This is a genomic window from Nicoliella sp. ESL1149, from assembly GCF_058107265.1.
This window is the reverse complement of sequence record NZ_JBYLUE010000002.1, coordinates 393,953-410,170: the sequence shown is the minus strand read 5'-3', so window position 1 is coordinate 410,170 and position 16,218 is coordinate 393,953. Positions and strand designations below refer to the sequence as shown.

General features: G+C 34.2%; 17 protein-coding genes and 1 riboswitch. Of the genes, 12 read left to right on the top strand and 5 right to left on the bottom strand.

The genetic code is table 11. The features are described 5' to 3' along the window. Window positions 1-13: 13 nt before the first annotated feature. The gene (locus AC3B6G_RS02205; protein ID WP_489848800.1) at window positions 14-667 is read right to left on the bottom strand and encodes a histidine phosphatase family protein; all 654 of its coding nucleotides are present in this window, start codon (window positions 665-667) and stop codon (window positions 14-16) included. Window positions 668-791: 124 nt separating this feature from the next. On the opposite strand from AC3B6G_RS02205, the gene helD reads away from it, so the two are divergent. From helD to AC3B6G_RS02165, 8 genes are all read left to right on the top strand, one after another. Then, the gene (gene helD, locus AC3B6G_RS02200; protein ID WP_489848799.1) at window positions 792-3,095 is read left to right on the top strand and encodes an RNA polymerase recycling motor HelD; all 2,304 of its coding nucleotides are present in this window, start codon (window positions 792-794) and stop codon (window positions 3,093-3,095) included. Between the two features lies 1 nt (window position 3,096). Next, on the top strand, window positions 3,097-4,020 hold the full coding sequence (gene coaA / locus AC3B6G_RS02195) for a type I pantothenate kinase (protein WP_489848798.1): 924 nt from the start codon (window positions 3,097-3,099) through the stop codon (window positions 4,018-4,020). 67 nt (window positions 4,021-4,087) lie between these two features. Next, the gene (guaA, locus tag AC3B6G_RS02190) at window positions 4,088-5,641 is read left to right on the top strand and encodes a glutamine-hydrolyzing GMP synthase (RefSeq protein WP_489848797.1); all 1,554 of its coding nucleotides are present in this window, start codon (window positions 4,088-4,090) and stop codon (window positions 5,639-5,641) included. Between the two features lie 57 nt (window positions 5,642-5,698). Then, window positions 5,699-6,574, top strand: a complete 876-nt coding sequence (locus tag AC3B6G_RS02185; protein WP_489848796.1) for an RluA family pseudouridine synthase — start codon at window positions 5,699-5,701, stop codon at window positions 6,572-6,574. Window positions 6,575-6,584: 10 nt separating this feature from the next. Next, complete coding sequence (locus AC3B6G_RS02180) at window positions 6,585-7,367, top strand: DUF1003 domain-containing protein (protein WP_489848795.1); 783 nt, start codon at window positions 6,585-6,587, stop codon at window positions 7,365-7,367. A gap of 4 nt (window positions 7,368-7,371) precedes the next feature. Then, window positions 7,372-7,770, top strand: a complete 399-nt coding sequence (locus AC3B6G_RS02175) for a hypothetical protein (RefSeq protein ID WP_489848794.1) — start codon at window positions 7,372-7,374, stop codon at window positions 7,768-7,770. A 24-nt stretch (window positions 7,771-7,794) separates the two neighbouring features. Beyond that, window positions 7,795-9,504 carry a hypothetical protein gene (locus tag AC3B6G_RS02170; protein ID WP_489848793.1) on the top strand — a complete coding sequence of 570 codons (1,710 nt, stop codon included), beginning with the start codon at window positions 7,795-7,797 and terminating at the stop codon, window positions 9,502-9,504. Window positions 9,505-9,581: 77 nt separating this feature from the next. Further along, window positions 9,582-10,463 carry a cation diffusion facilitator family transporter gene (locus AC3B6G_RS02165; protein WP_489848792.1) on the top strand — a complete coding sequence of 294 codons (882 nt, stop codon included), beginning with the start codon at window positions 9,582-9,584 and terminating at the stop codon, window positions 10,461-10,463. 71 nt (window positions 10,464-10,534) lie between these two features. Here AC3B6G_RS02165 and AC3B6G_RS02160 read toward each other — a convergent pair whose 3' ends face one another. Then, window positions 10,535-10,879, bottom strand: a complete 345-nt coding sequence (locus tag AC3B6G_RS02160; protein WP_489848791.1) for a hypothetical protein — start codon at window positions 10,877-10,879, stop codon at window positions 10,535-10,537. 140 nt (window positions 10,880-11,019) lie between these two features. On the opposite strand from AC3B6G_RS02160, the gene AC3B6G_RS02155 reads away from it, so the two are divergent. Genes AC3B6G_RS02155 through AC3B6G_RS02145 form a run of 3 tightly spaced genes read left to right on the top strand, consistent with a single transcriptional unit; the run spans window position 11,020 to window position 12,975 of the window. Further along, window positions 11,020-11,679 carry a metal-dependent transcriptional regulator gene (locus tag AC3B6G_RS02155; protein WP_489849555.1) on the top strand — a complete coding sequence of 220 codons (660 nt, stop codon included), beginning with the start codon at window positions 11,020-11,022 and terminating at the stop codon, window positions 11,677-11,679. A 17-nt stretch (window positions 11,680-11,696) separates the two neighbouring features. Beyond that, window positions 11,697-12,449 (top strand): threonine/serine exporter family protein, encoded by a 753-nt coding sequence (locus AC3B6G_RS02150; protein WP_489848790.1) that lies wholly within the window; start codon window positions 11,697-11,699, stop codon window positions 12,447-12,449. Between the two features lie 13 nt (window positions 12,450-12,462). Beyond that, the gene (locus tag AC3B6G_RS02145; RefSeq protein ID WP_489848789.1) at window positions 12,463-12,975 is read left to right on the top strand and encodes a threonine/serine exporter family protein; all 513 of its coding nucleotides are present in this window, start codon (window positions 12,463-12,465) and stop codon (window positions 12,973-12,975) included. Window positions 12,976-12,997: 22 nt separating this feature from the next. Here AC3B6G_RS02145 and AC3B6G_RS02140 read toward each other — a convergent pair whose 3' ends face one another. Both AC3B6G_RS02140 and AC3B6G_RS02135 read right to left on the bottom strand, forming a co-directional pair. Next, on the bottom strand, window positions 12,998-13,378 hold the full coding sequence (locus AC3B6G_RS02140; RefSeq protein ID WP_489848788.1) for a DUF1634 domain-containing protein: 381 nt from the start codon (window positions 13,376-13,378) through the stop codon (window positions 12,998-13,000). Next, complete coding sequence (locus tag AC3B6G_RS02135; protein ID WP_489848787.1) at window positions 13,378-14,223, bottom strand: sulfite exporter TauE/SafE family protein; 846 nt, start codon at window positions 14,221-14,223, stop codon at window positions 13,378-13,380. The genes AC3B6G_RS02140 and AC3B6G_RS02135 overlap by 1 nt, the downstream gene beginning before the upstream one ends. 120 nt (window positions 14,224-14,343) lie before the next feature. Between AC3B6G_RS02135 and AC3B6G_RS02130 the strand changes: the two genes are divergently transcribed. Next, a complete protein-coding gene (locus AC3B6G_RS02130) occupies window positions 14,344-15,009 on the top strand; it encodes a phosphatase PAP2 family protein (protein WP_489848786.1) in 666 nt (221 codons plus the stop codon). 33 nt (window positions 15,010-15,042) lie between these two features. Here AC3B6G_RS02130 and AC3B6G_RS02125 read toward each other — a convergent pair whose 3' ends face one another. After that, the gene (locus AC3B6G_RS02125) at window positions 15,043-15,846 is read right to left on the bottom strand and encodes a lp_1002 family arylesterase (protein WP_489848785.1); all 804 of its coding nucleotides are present in this window, start codon (window positions 15,844-15,846) and stop codon (window positions 15,043-15,045) included. Between the two features lie 136 nt (window positions 15,847-15,982). Then, a riboswitch (Lysine riboswitch) is annotated at window positions 15,983-16,157 on the top strand. Window positions 16,158-16,218: the final 61 nt, after the last annotated feature.

Here is a 16,218-nt window from a genome sequence, read left to right as displayed (position 1 = left end):
TATTAAACCATTTCTAATCAACTTTGTTATATGAAACGACCTTAATATCTGAACCGCGAACTTCCATTTTAGTAACACTACCATTTTTGGGTCCAATAGCGACATCAATTGATGGATTGTATTTACTAGTGATCCAACGAATGATACTGCCATGAGCAGCAACTAAAACGTCATCACCATCTTTGGCATTATCAATTACTCGCTTAAGCCCAGGTTCGAACCGTTTTTTAATGTCGGCATCACTTTCAGCATCTCCATAAGGATCTGCTTTAGCAATCATATCCACGGCTCCCCCCATCGTAAGTTTAGCAATCATTTCATTATAGGTATCAAATCCCTTAGCTCCACCAATGATGTGCCATGCTAATCCAGAATCACTTCCTTCAAAATACCCAAAATTTTCTTCTCGAAAGGCAGTGTCAACAACTGGTTCTTCGATATCATTTGGATTGGCTTTTAGGATATATTTAGCAGTTTGAATTGCTCTTGGAGCATCACTAGAGTAAGCTGCAGCAAAGTTGATCGAACTAAGTCTTTTACCAGCATTAATAGCATCTTGAATGCCACTTTCAGTCAAGGGAGCATTGATGATTCCTTGAATTCGATTATAGTGATTTAAGAACGTTTGTCCATGGCGAACAAAGTAAATATTGATGTTTTTAGGCATTAAAGCTCCTCCTTAAAATTATATTTACCTATATTTTATCATATTCAATTAGATTGATTGTTTTGTTTTGTCATTAAATTGTGATAACATATTATACTAACTTTTTATTTTATGGGGGTTTATTATGGCCGATCAAATTAAGATTGCTGAACAAAATCATTTAGATGACGTTGAGATTAAATTAAGAACCGCAAAAGCGAAGTATCAAAAAAAAATCAACGTTGCTCAAAATGATGAAGCAGCGATTCAAAAAAATTATTACAATGATGTTCGTTTGAACACTGAAACTTATAGCGGAATGATGGAAACATCAGTTTCAATTCAACAACAACAACAAATGTTAGCAGAACGCCGAATTAGCTTTAATTCAGCGTCGCATCGTTTAAAACAGATTCAAAAATTAGAAAAACGGCCTTATTTTGCTCGCTTAGATATCCAAGAAGATGGCGAAAGTGACGTTGAGAAAATATACATTGGGCTAGCCTCTTTTACGGATCGACCAGGTCATTATTTAATTTATGATTGGCGAGCACCCATTTCTAGTGTTTATTATGAAAATAAATTAGGTGATGTAACTTATCAAGCTCCAGATGGGCTTCAAACGGTTAACGTCAAGTTAAAGCGACAATTCCAAATTAAAGATGGTCAGATTGAAACGATCTATGATACTGAAGCAGCGGTTGGTGATCAATTACTCCTAAGTAATTTAAGTAATAATTCCAGTACTAAAATGAAAAGTATCGTTGCTACGATCCAAAGTACCCAAAATCAAATCATTCGTGATACTAAAAGTGAGCTCCTATTCGTTCAAGGAGCTGCTGGTTCTGGTAAAACTGCAGCCGTTCTGCAACGAATTGCGTATTTACTCTACCGTTATCGAGGTAATTTAAATTCTGGACAAGTGTTATTATTTTCACCCAATCAATTGTTCAACGACTATATTAATGAAGTGCTTCCTGAATTAGGGGAACAAAATATGGTTCAGATGACCTTTTATCAATATGCTAGTCATCGATTACCATTATTTAAAGTCGAAACGTTGGCAGAACTTTTTAAACAGGATAATGAAATCAAAGGAACTGCTAAAAAGGTTCATGATTTAAAGGGAAGTTTGGCATACTTTAAGGCTGTTGATAGTTTTATTAAGGGTTTGAATCAACAAGGAATGCAATTTAAGAACATTAAATTCCAAGATCAAATCTTATTCAGCAAAGATCAAATTGCAGAAATTTACTATAGCTTTAATGACAACTATAATCTCCGAAATCGAATTGATTACACCAAAGAAGCGCTCTTAAAACGATTAAATCGTAAAATGAAAAAAGAGATGAAATCTAAATGGGTCGAATCTGCAATTCAAAATATGAATGATGAGCAGTTAAAAACGGTTCGAATGAGTCATCCTGAAGATTTTCAAAATCCAGATACTGAATATCAATTCTTAGCTAAGCACATTGTAATTGGTGCATTTCGGACGATCAAGAATCAGATTAAACGAAATCGATTCATTGCAATCAATCGTCAATTTGTGAAAATGTTAAAGGCAATTCCTGAAATAATTGATTTAAAGCAAGTTGGTTTAAATCGTGAGGATTGGCAATTAGGAATCAAAAAAACGGTTAGTCAGATGAAGTCTGGAGTAATTTCGATGGCCGACGTCTCACCATATCTCTTTTTGTATGATCGAATTACTGGAAAGCATGGTAATAGAGATATTCGTTATTTCTTCATTGATGAAGTTCAAGACTACACTTCTTTTCAACTTGCCTTTTTGAAATGTAGTTTTCCAAATGCTCGCTTTACTTTACTTGGTGATTTAAATCAGGCAATTTTCACCCATGATAATAGTAACAATTTAGTTCACGATATGGCGACATTCTTTGATCCTGAAAAAGTCCGCGTGATTAAACTGAATCAATCCTATCGTTCAACTGCTGAAATTACTAACTATAGTAGCGCTATCTTGGGACCTAATAGTGATATCGAGCCGTTCGATCGTCATGGACCCAAACCACAATTGATGGTAACTTCAGATTTTCAATCGTCATTAGTGACGTTAAAAAATTATCTGAAAACTAGAAAAGATGAAACAATTGCAATTATCGGGAAAACCTTAACTCAGTGTCAGAAATTAGCCACTCAATTGAAAGCTGATAATGTTAAGGCAACGCTACTCCAAACTGAAAACCAACGGCTAGCAAAGGGAATCATCATTGTCCCATCTTATTTAGCTAAAGGATTAGAGTTTGATACTGTTGTGATGTGGGATGCAAATGATAAAACGTATCCAGGTGAAGATGATCGTAAACTGGTTTATACCATTTGTACCCGTTCCATGCACGAATTAGCAATCATTACCAATGGGGAATTGACCCCGATTCTTAAAGATATCAATAAATCGTTATATGATCTGCACACGGAGGCTTAAGATGCATCCACTAATTAATTACTACGCTTATAGTAAGGAAAGTTGGCGTGAGCTATATAAAGAATCAACGGTTCCACTAACACAAAAAAGTTTAAAAAAGATTAAGGCGTTTAACGATGAAATTTCAATCCAGGATGTGGAAGACGTTTATATCCCATTAGTGCGGCTTTTACACTTATTGATTGATCATTTTGACCATTGGCAGAATACCAAAGCGAATTTTTTACAACAGGAACAACGGAAAGTTCCTTTTATCATTGGAATTTCTGGGAGTGTTGCGGTTGGAAAATCCACAACGGCTCGTTTGTTAGAAGTGTTATTAAAACATTATTTCAATGGGAAAAAAATTCAATTGATTACGACGGATGGCTTTTTATATTCCACATCAGAATTGAAACGACGGAATTTAATGGAACGAAAGGGTTTTCCAGAAAGCTATGATATGAATCGGTTGATTTCATTTTTGGATCGCGTTAAAGATGGTGAGCCAGAAGTGAAAGCGCCTGTTTATTCTCATCAAACTTACGATATTATTAAAGACCGTTATGATATCATTGATCGACCAGATGTTTTAATTATTGAAGGAATTAATACTTTGCAATTACCTAGTAATCAACAGATTTACGTAAGTGATTTTACTGATTTTTCGATTTATATTGATGCGCAAGCGGATTTAATTGAAAAATGGTATCTAGAACGATTTGGTAAGTTGATGGATACAGCATTTCAAAATCCCACCAATTATTATTACGATTATGCAACTGGTGATCGCAAAAAAGCTTTTCAAATCGCAAAGGATGTTTGGAATCAAATTGATCTACCTAATCTGCGAGATAACATTCTACCGACCCGAAGTCGAGCAGATATGATAATTCATAAAACTAACAATCATCGAATCGATGGAATCTACTTGCGAAAGTACTAATTTTATTTGCTTTTATCAGCATTTATCGCTATTATTAAATTAAATAAAACTAAAGGAGTGGGCAAGATTGGCGAACATTGATTTATCATCATTTGATAAAATCTTAGTACTGGATTTTGGTAGTCAGTACAATCAATTAATTACCCGACGGATTCGTGACTTTGGTGTGTATTCGGAATTGAAACCACACGATATGTCTGCGGAAGAAATCAAAAAATGGGGTCCCAAGGGAATTGTATTCTCTGGTGGTCCTAATAGTGTGTATGATAAGGATGCCCTCAAAGTTGACCCCAAGGTTTTTGAATTGGGAATCCCAATTTTAGGAATCTGTTATGGAATGCAATTAATGGCCTACACTTTAGGTGGCGGTGATGTTGAATCTAGTAACGGTCAATATGGTCGTGCTGATATTGATGTTACTGCTAATGATGCGAAGTTGTTTGCTGGTCTTCCTAAAAAACAACCTGTATGGATGAGTCATGGCGATTTAGTTAAGAAAGTTCCTGATGGTTTTGAATCAGTTGCAACAAGTGAAGATTGTCCAATCACAGCAATGCAAGATACTGCAAAGAATTTTTATGGAATTCAATTCCATGCTGAGGTTCGGAACACTAAATATGGAATTGATTTATTAAAGAAATTTGCATTTGACATTTGTGGCGCTAAACCAAATTGGTCCATGGATGACTTTATTGATTTACAAATTGATAGTATCAGAAAAGAAGTTGGGGATAAGAAAGTTATCTTAGCTCTTTCTGGTGGGGTTGATTCTAGTGTAGTTGCCGTATTATTACACAAAGCAATTGGAAGCCAATTAACTTGTATTTTTGTTGATCATGGTCTTCTTCGAAAGAATGAAGCGGAATCAGTAATGAAGAACCTAAAGGATGGTTTAGGAGTTAACATCATTAAAGTTGATGCTCAAAAACGATTCTTGGATAAGTTAAAGGGTGTTACTGATCCAGAAAAGAAACGTAAGATTATTGGAAAAGAATTCATTGAAGTCTTTAATGAAGAAGCTAAAAAGTTAAAGGATGTTTCCTTCTTAGCTCAAGGAACTATCTATACTGATGTAATTGAAAGTGGTACTAATACTGCTCAAACCATTAAGTCTCACCATAACGTTGGGGGACTACCAAAAGATATGAAACTTAAATTGATTGAACCACTTCGTTCATTATTTAAGGATGAAACGCGGGTTCTTGGTGAAAAATTAGGAATTCCTTCAGAGTTAGTATGGCGTCAACCATTTCCTGGCCCAGGTCTAGGAATTCGGGTCATTGGTGAAATTACCGAAGATAAATTAAGGATTGTTCGTGATAGTGATGCGATTTTAAGAAAAGCAATCGCTGATGCTGGGCTTAAGGACGACATTTGGCAATACTTTACTGTTTTACCTGGTTTCCGAAGTGTCGGAGTTATGGGTGATGAAAGAACTTATGAATATACGATTGCCATTCGAGCAATTAAATCCATTGATGGGATGACAGCTGATTTTGCACATATTCCTTGGGACCTAATGTCCAAGATTTCAACCGAAATTGTAAACGGCGTTAAGGGAATTAACCGAGTAGTCTATGATGTTACGAGTAAACCACCTGCAACTATTGAATGGGAATAAATTAAAAAGGAAATGGCTGTTTAGTCATCTCCTTTTTTATTTGATAAGAGGTTAATAATGCAATTTCAATGGACTTTTAAAGCAACTGAACCAATTCATTTAAAGAATTTTTTACGTCAACGTGGAGTTAGTCATCGTTTATTTTTAAAATTAAGAAATAATAATAATGTTAAAGTTAATCAAAAGATTCAACGCACGAATGTGCTCTTGAAATATAATGATTTAGTAGGGATTGATTTACCACCAGAAGATAGTGATCCAACTGTTTTAATTAGTAACGGACCAATTGATGTTGCTTATGAGGATAGTAATTGGTTGATCGTTAACAAACCAGCAGGACTGACATCTGTCCCTGGACCTAGTAATCGTGAAGATACGTTAGTGAATCGGGTCAAGGGATATTTAATCAATCATGGTTCTGAAAACATAAAGCCTCATCTTATTTCAAGATTAGATCGATATACTAGTGGCTTATTATTGATTGCTAAAAATCAATTAGCTAATAGTATTGCTGTTCAAATGAATCAGGAAAGAAAAATTCATAAACGCTATTTAGCGGTTGTTTCTGGAATTATTAATGATGATCAGGGAATTATTGATCGACCAATTGGTCGAGTTGATAATCAGATTCAGCGCCAAATATTAGAAGATGGACAATCAGCAATAACTGAGTTCAAGGTTTTAAAACGTTTGGATGATCGGACATTGGTCGAATTAACTTTGCGAACTGGACGAACGCACCAAATTAGAGTTCATTTAGCATCAATTGGGCATCCATTGATTGGTGATCAATTATATGATGGACCAATTATTGATGGGGTAGATCATCAAGCTTTAGATGCACATCAACTAACGTTCGTTGATCCATTTTATGATAAAGAGGTTATGCTTAAAACAAGGATACCAGCTGAAATTGTAAAATTAATTCAATAACGGGGTGAAAATGATTGAAGATGTAAAGATGCGTCATTGTATTGTGGATGAACAAGTGTGTCCACAAAATGAGGGGAAAACATTAGTTGAATTGGATGGTAGTTTAAGAAATTTGATTAAACATCAATTTCCTAAAGCTGATGATAATGCATTTGTTTGCAATCATCATCTCTTGAGTTTTAGACTTCAACAGGTGAAAAAATTGATTAATACAGATCAATCCAGAAATAAAAAAATAAACCGGAAACTAACCAGAACGTTATCAAATGATGATTATCAAGTTACTGACGTTAACGAAACTTTAAATCAACATTTAACTTTTGGTCAACGAGTTTCAGATAATGTTGCTCGTTTTGGTGGTAGCTGGGGATTTATTTTTTTCTTTGTGTCTTTTCTAATTGGGTGGATGATAATCAATGTTTTTCATCTAATGGGAGCTCATTTTGATCCATACCCATTTATTTTATTAAATTTAGCTTTAAGTTGCATTTCTGCGATTCAGGCCCCCATTATCATGATGAGCCAAAATCGGACAGCTGAACATGATCGGCTTAATTCTGAGAACGATTATCATGTTAACTTAAAATCAGAACATGAATTGCGGATTTTACATGCTAAGTTAGATCATTTGAACCAGAATCAAATGCCTCATAGTCTGGAAATTGAAAAAATTGAATTAGAAATGTTGGGTGAAATACGAATTGAACTGAATCATCTACGTGATGAAAGACAGTTAATCATTGATGAAAAGAAAGCTTTGATTAAACAAAAACAAGAATTAGAGAGGAACTAGTAAAATGGAAGATAATATTAAAATTGGTGATCCAGTATTCGATAACATGTTATTTACTTTAAAAGAACCAATTACTAAGGCTAATCATAAGGATTATCGATATTTAAACGAAGAGATGCAAGAAATTGCTGATGATATTTGGGCCATGCCTGCATACATGAAGGCTGATGATAATTACAGTATCTTTTTTATTTTTACTAAAATTGAAACTGGTCAAACGGTAATTGCATTTTCCGAAGGACAATTTAACAATGGTGACTTTAGTCTTGGAGAACCAATGACGACTGGAAAGGGACTAAATCAATTAGTAAAGCATAATAAAGACCGTGCTGCTCATGTCTTAAAGTTCATTAATTTAATTTCACGAGCTAATGAGGGTGATTGGCGAATGGTTGAAGAATAATGATTATAGTAGAAGGAAATAAAAATGAATAATTCTTTAAAAAATAAGTTTCAAGTGCTTTACCCATATTTAATCATTACATTATTGGCTTTCGTTACGATTATTCCACAGTGGCACGCGCAAGCTGCATTTATTGGTATAGATTCACTTTTTCATATGAATCGTTTTTACGATGCAATGATGCAAATTAAAACAGGTAATTATAATTATTTTCCAACTTTTTTTGGTTTTAATCAATCTGGTAGAATTGTTAATGCTGTTTATGGTCCTGCTTTTGCTTATGTCAATGGCGCAATATTATTAATTGCTAAAAATTGGGTCAATTATCAGATTATAACAACATTCTTAATTTTATTTTTATCGGGAATCCTCATGTATCATTTGTGTATTGCTAATAATGTTAAAAAAATTTTAGGGATGTTAATAGCAGTTACCTATATGTTTTCAATGCCAATTTTGTATTGGATTAATGGTCAAAGATTTACAGCTTGGGGTGCAGCATTCTTCCCATTAATCATGTTAATGGGAACTAATATGATGCGTGAACATAAAATTCATTGGATAAAATTAGCGTTAGCTATGACTCTGATGTTACAAGTTCATAATGTTACAACTGCCATTTGTGTAATTACTTTGATTCCGTTTTTTATGGTCGGATTAATGTTATCTAGTAATAAGAAAAAAATGATACTAGATTTATTAAAAGCAATTGCTTTAACATTAATTTTAGCGGCAAATGTTTGGGGAGGCTTACTCGAGGTTTCCCTATCTAATAATTTATTACCGACAGTTCCTGAATATCCAATTGCCAGTTCATCAATTCATTTGTTAGGTGGAGGTACAAGAGTACCCCATAGCACACTTATTTTATTTATAATTGTTTTATTGTATTTGTTATTCCGTTGGAAACATATTTCAATTTATGTAAAAACAATTTCATTAACTGGTTTTTTTGTTTTCTGGATTTCGACTCATTATTTTCCATGGGCAACTTTGGAACATTATTTTCCATTAATTGATTCAGTTTTACAAGATCCAGTTCGACTATTCGTTGTCCCTTGTGTTTTATTATTATTATCAGTTGGAATTTGTTTATCTGATGAATCAATCAAATGGTCACGATATATAGCGATTGGTCTGTCTGTATTGGTAGTTATTTTATTGGTAAGAAAAGATTTACAAAATGTTGATTATAAAATATCAGTTTTTAATGGTCCAAAAGTAATTAATAAAACTAATTTGTACTATGTAACGAATAAAAATCCCAAACATCTTAGAAATGCTCTTCGCTCTAGCAATACGAAAAAGATTCTAAGCCTGGTCTACAAACCAACGCCGGATTACGTTCCACTAAAGCATAAAATGATTATTACTGATTATCATAAATTAGGACCATATGGTGAATATAAACGGCAAATTATTGAAAGAACGGAGCATCCAACTAATACCGTTAAGGATGGTGAAATGCTTGTAAGACTAAATAATCGTACTGATCATACTAAGACAATAAAAACATCCATCTTTAAATATGCACATACTAGTTTGACGCTTAATGGGAAGCCTTTAAAAAATTTTGTTACCAGTGATATTGGCGTGTTAAAAATTCCGATTAAACCTGGAATAAGTACTTTAAAAGTATCCTATCATCCAGCAATGTGGTTCTTGGTTTTAATGGGAATTTCCATTCTTGCTTGGCTAATTTTGATTATCCTAGGAATTATCAGATTATTTTAGTTTAAAATCACTTACTTTTTACCATATTTACATTTCAAAAAAATGCTACGATAATGTAAATATGAGGAGGTGATTAGATGCACGAACATGATCTATCAGGAAGACGCTTCTTCTTTGTAACGGTTTTAAATGTTGTAATTACCGTCATCGAATTTTTAGGCGGCTTCCTATCAGGAAGTTTATCATTGATTTCTGATGCAGTGCATAATCTAGGAGACTCTGGTTCAATCGTAATGAGTTATTGGGCTCATCGGGTTAGTTTAAGGCCTCAAACACAACAGAATACATTTGGTTTTAAAAGAGCTCAAATTATTTCGGCTTTTTTAAACTCAATTTTTCTATTGGTACTTTCTTTTTTCTTGTTTGTTGAAGCTATTCAAAAAATTTTTCATCCAGAAAAAATTGATGGTGGATTGATGTTTTGGGTTGCCGTAGTTGGAGTTGTTGCAAACGTGATTTCAGCTGGAATGCTTAGTCATGGATCAAAACACAATTTAAATATTCGGGCAACATATCTTCACTTGTTGAGTGATTCACTCTCTTCATTTGGAATTATTATTGCTGGAATTTTGATTCAATGTTTTGGTTGGACGATTGCTGACCCGATTGTTACTATTTTAGTTGCCGTTTACATTTCATTTGAAACTTGGCGAGTAATTAAAGAAACTTCCAAGATTTTAATGCAAGGATCAGCTAATTTAGATTATCCCCAAATCAAGCATGACTTAATGTTAATTGATGGGGTGATTGGTGTTCATCATGTTCATAGTTGGATGATTGATGAAAATAGTATTATCTTTTCTGCTCACATTAATGTAGATGATATGTTAGTTAGTGAAGCTGAGAAAATATATGTTCCAATTAACGAATTGATGAAGACAAAGTACCATGTTGATCACGTTACGATTCAAATTGAGGTCAATCGTGGTCGAACGGCACAATTCTTTAATAAGGGTTAATCAAAATAGTAAAAAAATAACGTGAATTTTAATTAGCAATTAATTAAAACTCACGTTATTTATTTTATAGATTAAAGCCCACGGGCAATTTTTTGGTACTTTGCAGCATACCATTTTGGCCATTCAAGTTCAGGATTTCCGTTTTCAAAAAACTTTTGATCAATGTTTTCTAAAAGCATCCCGTACTTGTTAGAGCGGTCTGAAACAGAATCCTTAATGATGTTATTAATCGTGTTGTATTGATTGGTGAATAAATCTCGATTAATATCTTGAACGATCCCGTTCTTATCATATGAAGTGATAAGTTCCATATCGTTTTTTCTAACTAATTCAATGTAAAACTTAGCAAAATCAGTGATGGCATTTTGCTTAGCATCATCACTTAATTCACTAAAATCAACTAAGTCCTTACTCATGTTGAAAACTCCTTTTTGCTTACTTTTGTTAGCTGTTACTAAATGGGTTATAATCTAATTATATCTTTTTAGAGCGATTTCGTAAAACATAAATTCAATGATGGATAAATAGAAGTGAGGATGTTTAAAAAATGGAAAAAATTAGTCCAATGAAAGAAGACTACCTAAAAGTTATTTTTGAACTTGGTGGAACAAAGAACCAAGTTTCTAATAAAAGAATTTCATTGGCGTTGGGAGTGGCTCCAGGTTCAGTAACTGAAATGATTAAAAAATTAGTTGATCAAAAACTAGCCAAACACGTTCCATACGCTGGGGTAACTTTAACTGATGAAGGAATGAAAATTGCTGAACATTTAGTTCGAAATCATCGAATTTGGGAAGTGTATTTGGTCCAAGAACTCGGTTATAGTGCTGCCGATGTTAATAATGAAGCTGAGGTTTTAGAACATGATTCCAGCCCACGTTTAATGAAGGCATTATATGAAAAATTAAATCATCCATCAAGATGTCCCCATGGTGGTGCAATTCCTGATATGCAAGGGCATTATATCGAAGATTCACATACACTTTTAAATGATACTCAAGATGGTGAAATTGTCAGAGTTCAACGTTTTATTGATAATCATGACCTTTTAACTTATTTAGGGGATATTAAATTAGACGTTGGAGATAAGTTACAAGTAATTAAACATTCACCTTTTGAGGGCCCTATTACAGTCGTTAATTTAACTGACAATAAAGAAATTGAAGTTAGCTATAAAGCTTCTCACCATATATTTGTCGAACCAGCTAATAAATAAAAGATGGAGTTGATAGAATGGCAAAGGTAAGCAAGGACGTTTTGATTATCGATACATGTTTGCTCGCTGGTAAAATTATGATTGAAAATGGCTCCGAAATGAGCCGAGTTACCGATACGATTTATCGAATTGCGGAAAATGCCCATGCCTATCGTGCTCGAGCATATGTGACGGTGACTGGGATAATTATGTCTGCTAGTAGTCGGGTTGGGGCGCAGGTAACCGTGATTCAAAAACGGAGTTTTAACTTAGAAAAAGTAGCAACGGTCAATGATTATTCACGTCAATTTGCGGAAAAGAAGATTTCATTACGACAATTTTATATGAAATTACTTCATATCGATAAACAAACTAATGATTTTCCATTTTGGATGCAATGTATTTCAGCTGCATTGATTAGTGGAACATTGGAAGTTGTTTTTCGAAATGATCCAACAGATTTTTTAGCAGCATCATTAGTTGGGTTAATGGGCTGGATTACCTATTATTTACTTTCTGAAAGAATTCATGTGCAATTTATGAGTGAATTTTTTGCAGCATTTGTCGTTGGCGGGTTGTCAATTTTAGCCATTAGCTTACATTTAGGAAATAGTATGGATGATTTAGTGATTGGTGGAATCATGCCGCTAGTTCCAGGGGTACCAATTACAAATGCGGTTCGGGATGCTTTAGCGGGAAACTTATTAAGCGGGCCTGCTAGAGGATTGGAAGCGTTACTGATTGCTTGTTCATTAGGGTGTGGAGTTGCATTTGCATTAACTGTTTTTTAGGAGGGATTGCTGTTTGTCATTGTCATTTTCGCAATTTTTAATTGATATCTTTTTTGTTTACGTGGCAACGATTGGATTTGGAATTATTGTTAATTCGCCACGCCGCAGTTTGAATTTTGCAGGTATAGTTGGAGTTATTGCTTGGGTCATTTATTATCTATACATCACTTTCATTGGTGGCTACATTGGAGCTAATTTTTGGGGGACTTTTGCAATTGGGGTATTTAGTATGATAGCGGCTAGACGGCAGCATTTGCCCGTTATTATTTATAATATTCCAGCATTATTGCCATTAGTTCCTGGTGGACAAGCTTATCAAGTTATGCGTTCATTGGCGATGACTCAGTATAGTGTCGCCAAAGCGAATATGATTCAAGTTATTTTTATTGCTGGCTCGATAGCTGCTGGTTTTCTAGCCTCGGAACTATTCAATCAAGAAATTTTTAAAGCTCGTCATTATCGTTCACCGCGACATTATCATATCTTACGATTAAGACGGCGGGCTAAAAATAAAAAACCGTTATGAATAAACTTCATAACGGTTTTTATTATTTAATGGCCCCAATACAGAAACTAATAATTAGAATTAATAGGACGAATGAGGTGATGTAGACATACATCATATCGTGTTCCTTATAGAAGGAATAAATAGACACAACGACTCGTAAAACAGGTGTTAAAATCAAACAAAAAACGCCAAACATCATAATTGCATATGGTTTTAAATGAATGATTCCTGGTAAGATGACTTTAAAAGACGTTGGCACAACGTGAGCAGGATAACCACTTTTTCCGCTGATGGCAAATAAAAGATAACCAATAATCATAATAGTTGCTGAAATCAGAACTCCAATTCGGAGGATCTTTCCAATGATCAACTCGATATCATTCATTTCAGAGGTTAAATTAGTCTTTTTTGGTGTCTTCATTATAACTTCACCCCAAATCCTTGTGAAAGCATATTAATTCCAATGTAAGCTAAAATTGGAATAAAAACAATTCGAATTAGTTTGACGGGGAGAATTTGCATAACTCTAGAACCAATCGTGGCACCCACTAAAATTCCTAATGCTAGTGGAACCGCAATATTAGGAAGAATTGAACCATTAAAGAAATAGACAGTTGCACTTGCTGCGGCTGTGACTCCCATCATTAGATTACTGGTCGCACTAGATGGTTTTAACGGCATTTTCATGAACGTATCCATTGCAATCACTTTAAAAGCTCCAGAACCAATCCCTAACAAGCCACTCGCTAATCCAGCCCCAAACATTACTGATAGACCACCAGGAATGTTGGTAACTTGGTATTTGATCGTTTTTTTAGATTGTTTATCGAAGTATTGGCCATTCAATTGTAATTTTGCAGCGAATTTATCATCACTATAAATTCCAGTATCATCATCTTTACTTCGTAATTTGCGAATCATGTTGAATGCAGAAAATACTAACAACAATCCAAATAAAAGATAAAGATATTTTGGATTTAGAATGCCGGTCAATAATGATCCAGCAACGGCTCCAATTGTGGTAGCAATTTCTAAGAACATAGCGACTCTTAAGTTCAAAACGGAATCTTTTAAATAAGCAATTGTAGATCCAGAACTAGTCGCAATAACAACAATAATACTAGCCCCAATAGCATATTTAATGTCTAAACCAAACATTAAAGTTAAAATGGGGGTAACAATAATTCCCCCACCTAATCCAAGGATTGCACCCCCAATTCCTGCAAAGACACCAACCATGATCATCAATAAAGCAGAGCTTAACATAGACAATTCAACTCCCTTAGTCTATTAGTAGAATACTTTAATTATAGTACATTTCATTGAAATAAATGAATTATTTATTGTGGTATAATTAAGGTAATTAATTATTTCGAGGAGGATTTAATGCTAATTGAAAGGGATTCGAACCGAGGCTTTCGGTTTATAATTACTTTGCTCGCATCTTTATTTGTTACCATTTCAGTAGCTTTTAATTCAGCATTTTTAAATTTTTTGGATTCAACGATTGCTTCAATCGTTCAAGGTCGTCAAAGTGGAGTAAAAGAATTTTTCTATACTTTTATCTCCGCTATTGCCAGTCCTAAAATGGATCTTTTATGGGTCTTCATAACAGCGTTTCTTTTATGGGGATTTAAGTATAAAATACCTGCATTATGGGCGTTATTCACAATAATCGGTGGTGACGTGATTGGAACGATCATTAAACATTTGATCCAAAGACCACGACCAATGATGCATATGGCAAGTGATACGGGTTTTAGTTATCCAAGTGGACATGTCATGGGAAGTTTTTTGGTATTATCTATTATTTGGGTTTTAGTTGTGCCCCTTTTCAAGAAACAAAGTACCCAAGTTATTTTAAGAACGTTGTGTATTATAATTGTATTTCTTGTTATGTTATCACGGGTATATCTAAATGCTCATTATCCAACAGATACAATTGGAGCGGCGTTATTAGCATATGGTTGGTTAGAAGCCTCAGAGTGGTTATATATAAGAGTGGCTCCGTGGTTACGTCAATTTAGATTTGTTAGAAATTCTAAATATTAAAAAGAAAAGAGTGATGATTAATTTCATCACTCTTTATTTATTTAAAATATCATTCAACCATTCTAAAGCAAGTGGGAACCACTGGGCAACATGTGGATCGCTGGATTTAGAGTTCCAAGCCGTAAGGTCGTTTGCCATCCCCATCCCATGGGGACCATGATGGAAAAGATGTAATTCATTATCAATATGATGAGCATTAAGAGCTTCAGCATATTTTAATGAATTGATGCTTGGAACGAATGGATCATCAACAGTGTGCCAAATAAAAGTGGGAACGTTGTTATCATTGACACCATCTTCAGCTCTAATTTGATAATCAGCATTGACCCAATTTGAAATGGTTTCTTCTTTTTTGGGGAAACCCATTTTAAGGTCAATCACTGGATAGGAGAGAATCGTTGCAGCTGGCTTAAGTGATTCCTTAGAATGAGTTTGGGCCAAGAATTTCGGATTTTGATAAAGGTTATTGAAGAGGCTAACGATGTGACCACCGATTGAAAAACCAATAATTACGATTTGGTCTGGATCGATATTCCATTTCGAAGCGTTTTGTTTCAATAACTCAACTGATTTGGCTAATTCTAGTAAGGGCCAAGGCATTAGTGGATGTTTCTCCATATCAAAACTATAGCGAAGATAAAAACTTTGGTATCCTTGAGCTGTAAAAGACAATGCAAAACTTTCAGCTTGTTGAGGTGAAATGTGGTTATATGAACCACCTGGAACGATAATGACGGCTGGGTATTTGTAATGTTGTGATTCAACATCTGATGGCCGGACGTACCCTTGTAAATAAGCATTTGAATTTTCCAATAACTTTTTTTTAATTATTTGCATGTTCGGAACTCCTATTGAAATTTAATTAATTAAAATCATTGTATAATGAATCCACTAAAATTAAAGGAGTTCTTAAATTCTTAATTGCATTTTAAAATAAATTAGTATATAGTTAAAAATAAATTAAATACCTTAATTTCTTATAAGAGGTGCAGGGTTAAATAGTAGTCAAAAGGGAGCTAATTAAGTAGCTACGATCTTTTGTGAAAGGGAACCTTGCCGAAGGATGACAGTGCTTTTTCATTGTTAGACTGGGCCTAATGATAATATCGTTAGGACTGTCGCCAATTTGGCGGAGTGCTTCTAAGACTTCGAACGATTGTTAAGCGGCCTCTTATTGTAAGAGGTTTTTTTATTGTTATAATTCACGAT

Coding starts and splice junctions, on each gene's coding strand:
- AC3B6G_RS02205 (WP_489848800.1), bottom strand. CDS start 667: ATGCCTAAAAACATCAATATTTACTTTGTTCGCCATGGACAAACGTTC.
- helD (WP_489848799.1), top strand. CDS start 792: ATGGCCGATCAAATTAAGATTGCTGAACAAAATCATTTAGATGACGTT.
- coaA (WP_489848798.1), top strand. CDS start 3,097: ATGCATCCACTAATTAATTACTACGCTTATAGTAAGGAAAGTTGGCGT.
- AC3B6G_RS02185 (WP_489848796.1), top strand. CDS start 5,699: ATGCAATTTCAATGGACTTTTAAAGCAACTGAACCAATTCATTTAAAG.
- AC3B6G_RS02180 (WP_489848795.1), top strand. CDS start 6,585: ATGATTGAAGATGTAAAGATGCGTCATTGTATTGTGGATGAACAAGTG.
- AC3B6G_RS02175 (WP_489848794.1), top strand. CDS start 7,372: ATGGAAGATAATATTAAAATTGGTGATCCAGTATTCGATAACATGTTA.
- AC3B6G_RS02170 (WP_489848793.1), top strand. CDS start 7,795: ATGAATAATTCTTTAAAAAATAAGTTTCAAGTGCTTTACCCATATTTA.
- AC3B6G_RS02165 (WP_489848792.1), top strand. CDS start 9,582: ATGCACGAACATGATCTATCAGGAAGACGCTTCTTCTTTGTAACGGTT.
- AC3B6G_RS02160 (WP_489848791.1), bottom strand. CDS start 10,879: ATGAGTAAGGACTTAGTTGATTTTAGTGAATTAAGTGATGATGCTAAG.
- AC3B6G_RS02150 (WP_489848790.1), top strand. CDS start 11,697: ATGGCAAAGGTAAGCAAGGACGTTTTGATTATCGATACATGTTTGCTC.
- AC3B6G_RS02140 (WP_489848788.1), bottom strand. CDS start 13,378: ATGAAGACACCAAAAAAGACTAATTTAACCTCTGAAATGAATGATATC.
- AC3B6G_RS02135 (WP_489848787.1), bottom strand. CDS start 14,223: ATGTTAAGCTCTGCTTTATTGATGATCATGGTTGGTGTCTTTGCAGGA.
- AC3B6G_RS02130 (WP_489848786.1), top strand. CDS start 14,344: ATGCTAATTGAAAGGGATTCGAACCGAGGCTTTCGGTTTATAATTACT.
- AC3B6G_RS02125 (WP_489848785.1), bottom strand. CDS start 15,846: ATGCAAATAATTAAAAAAAAGTTATTGGAAAATTCAAATGCTTATTTA.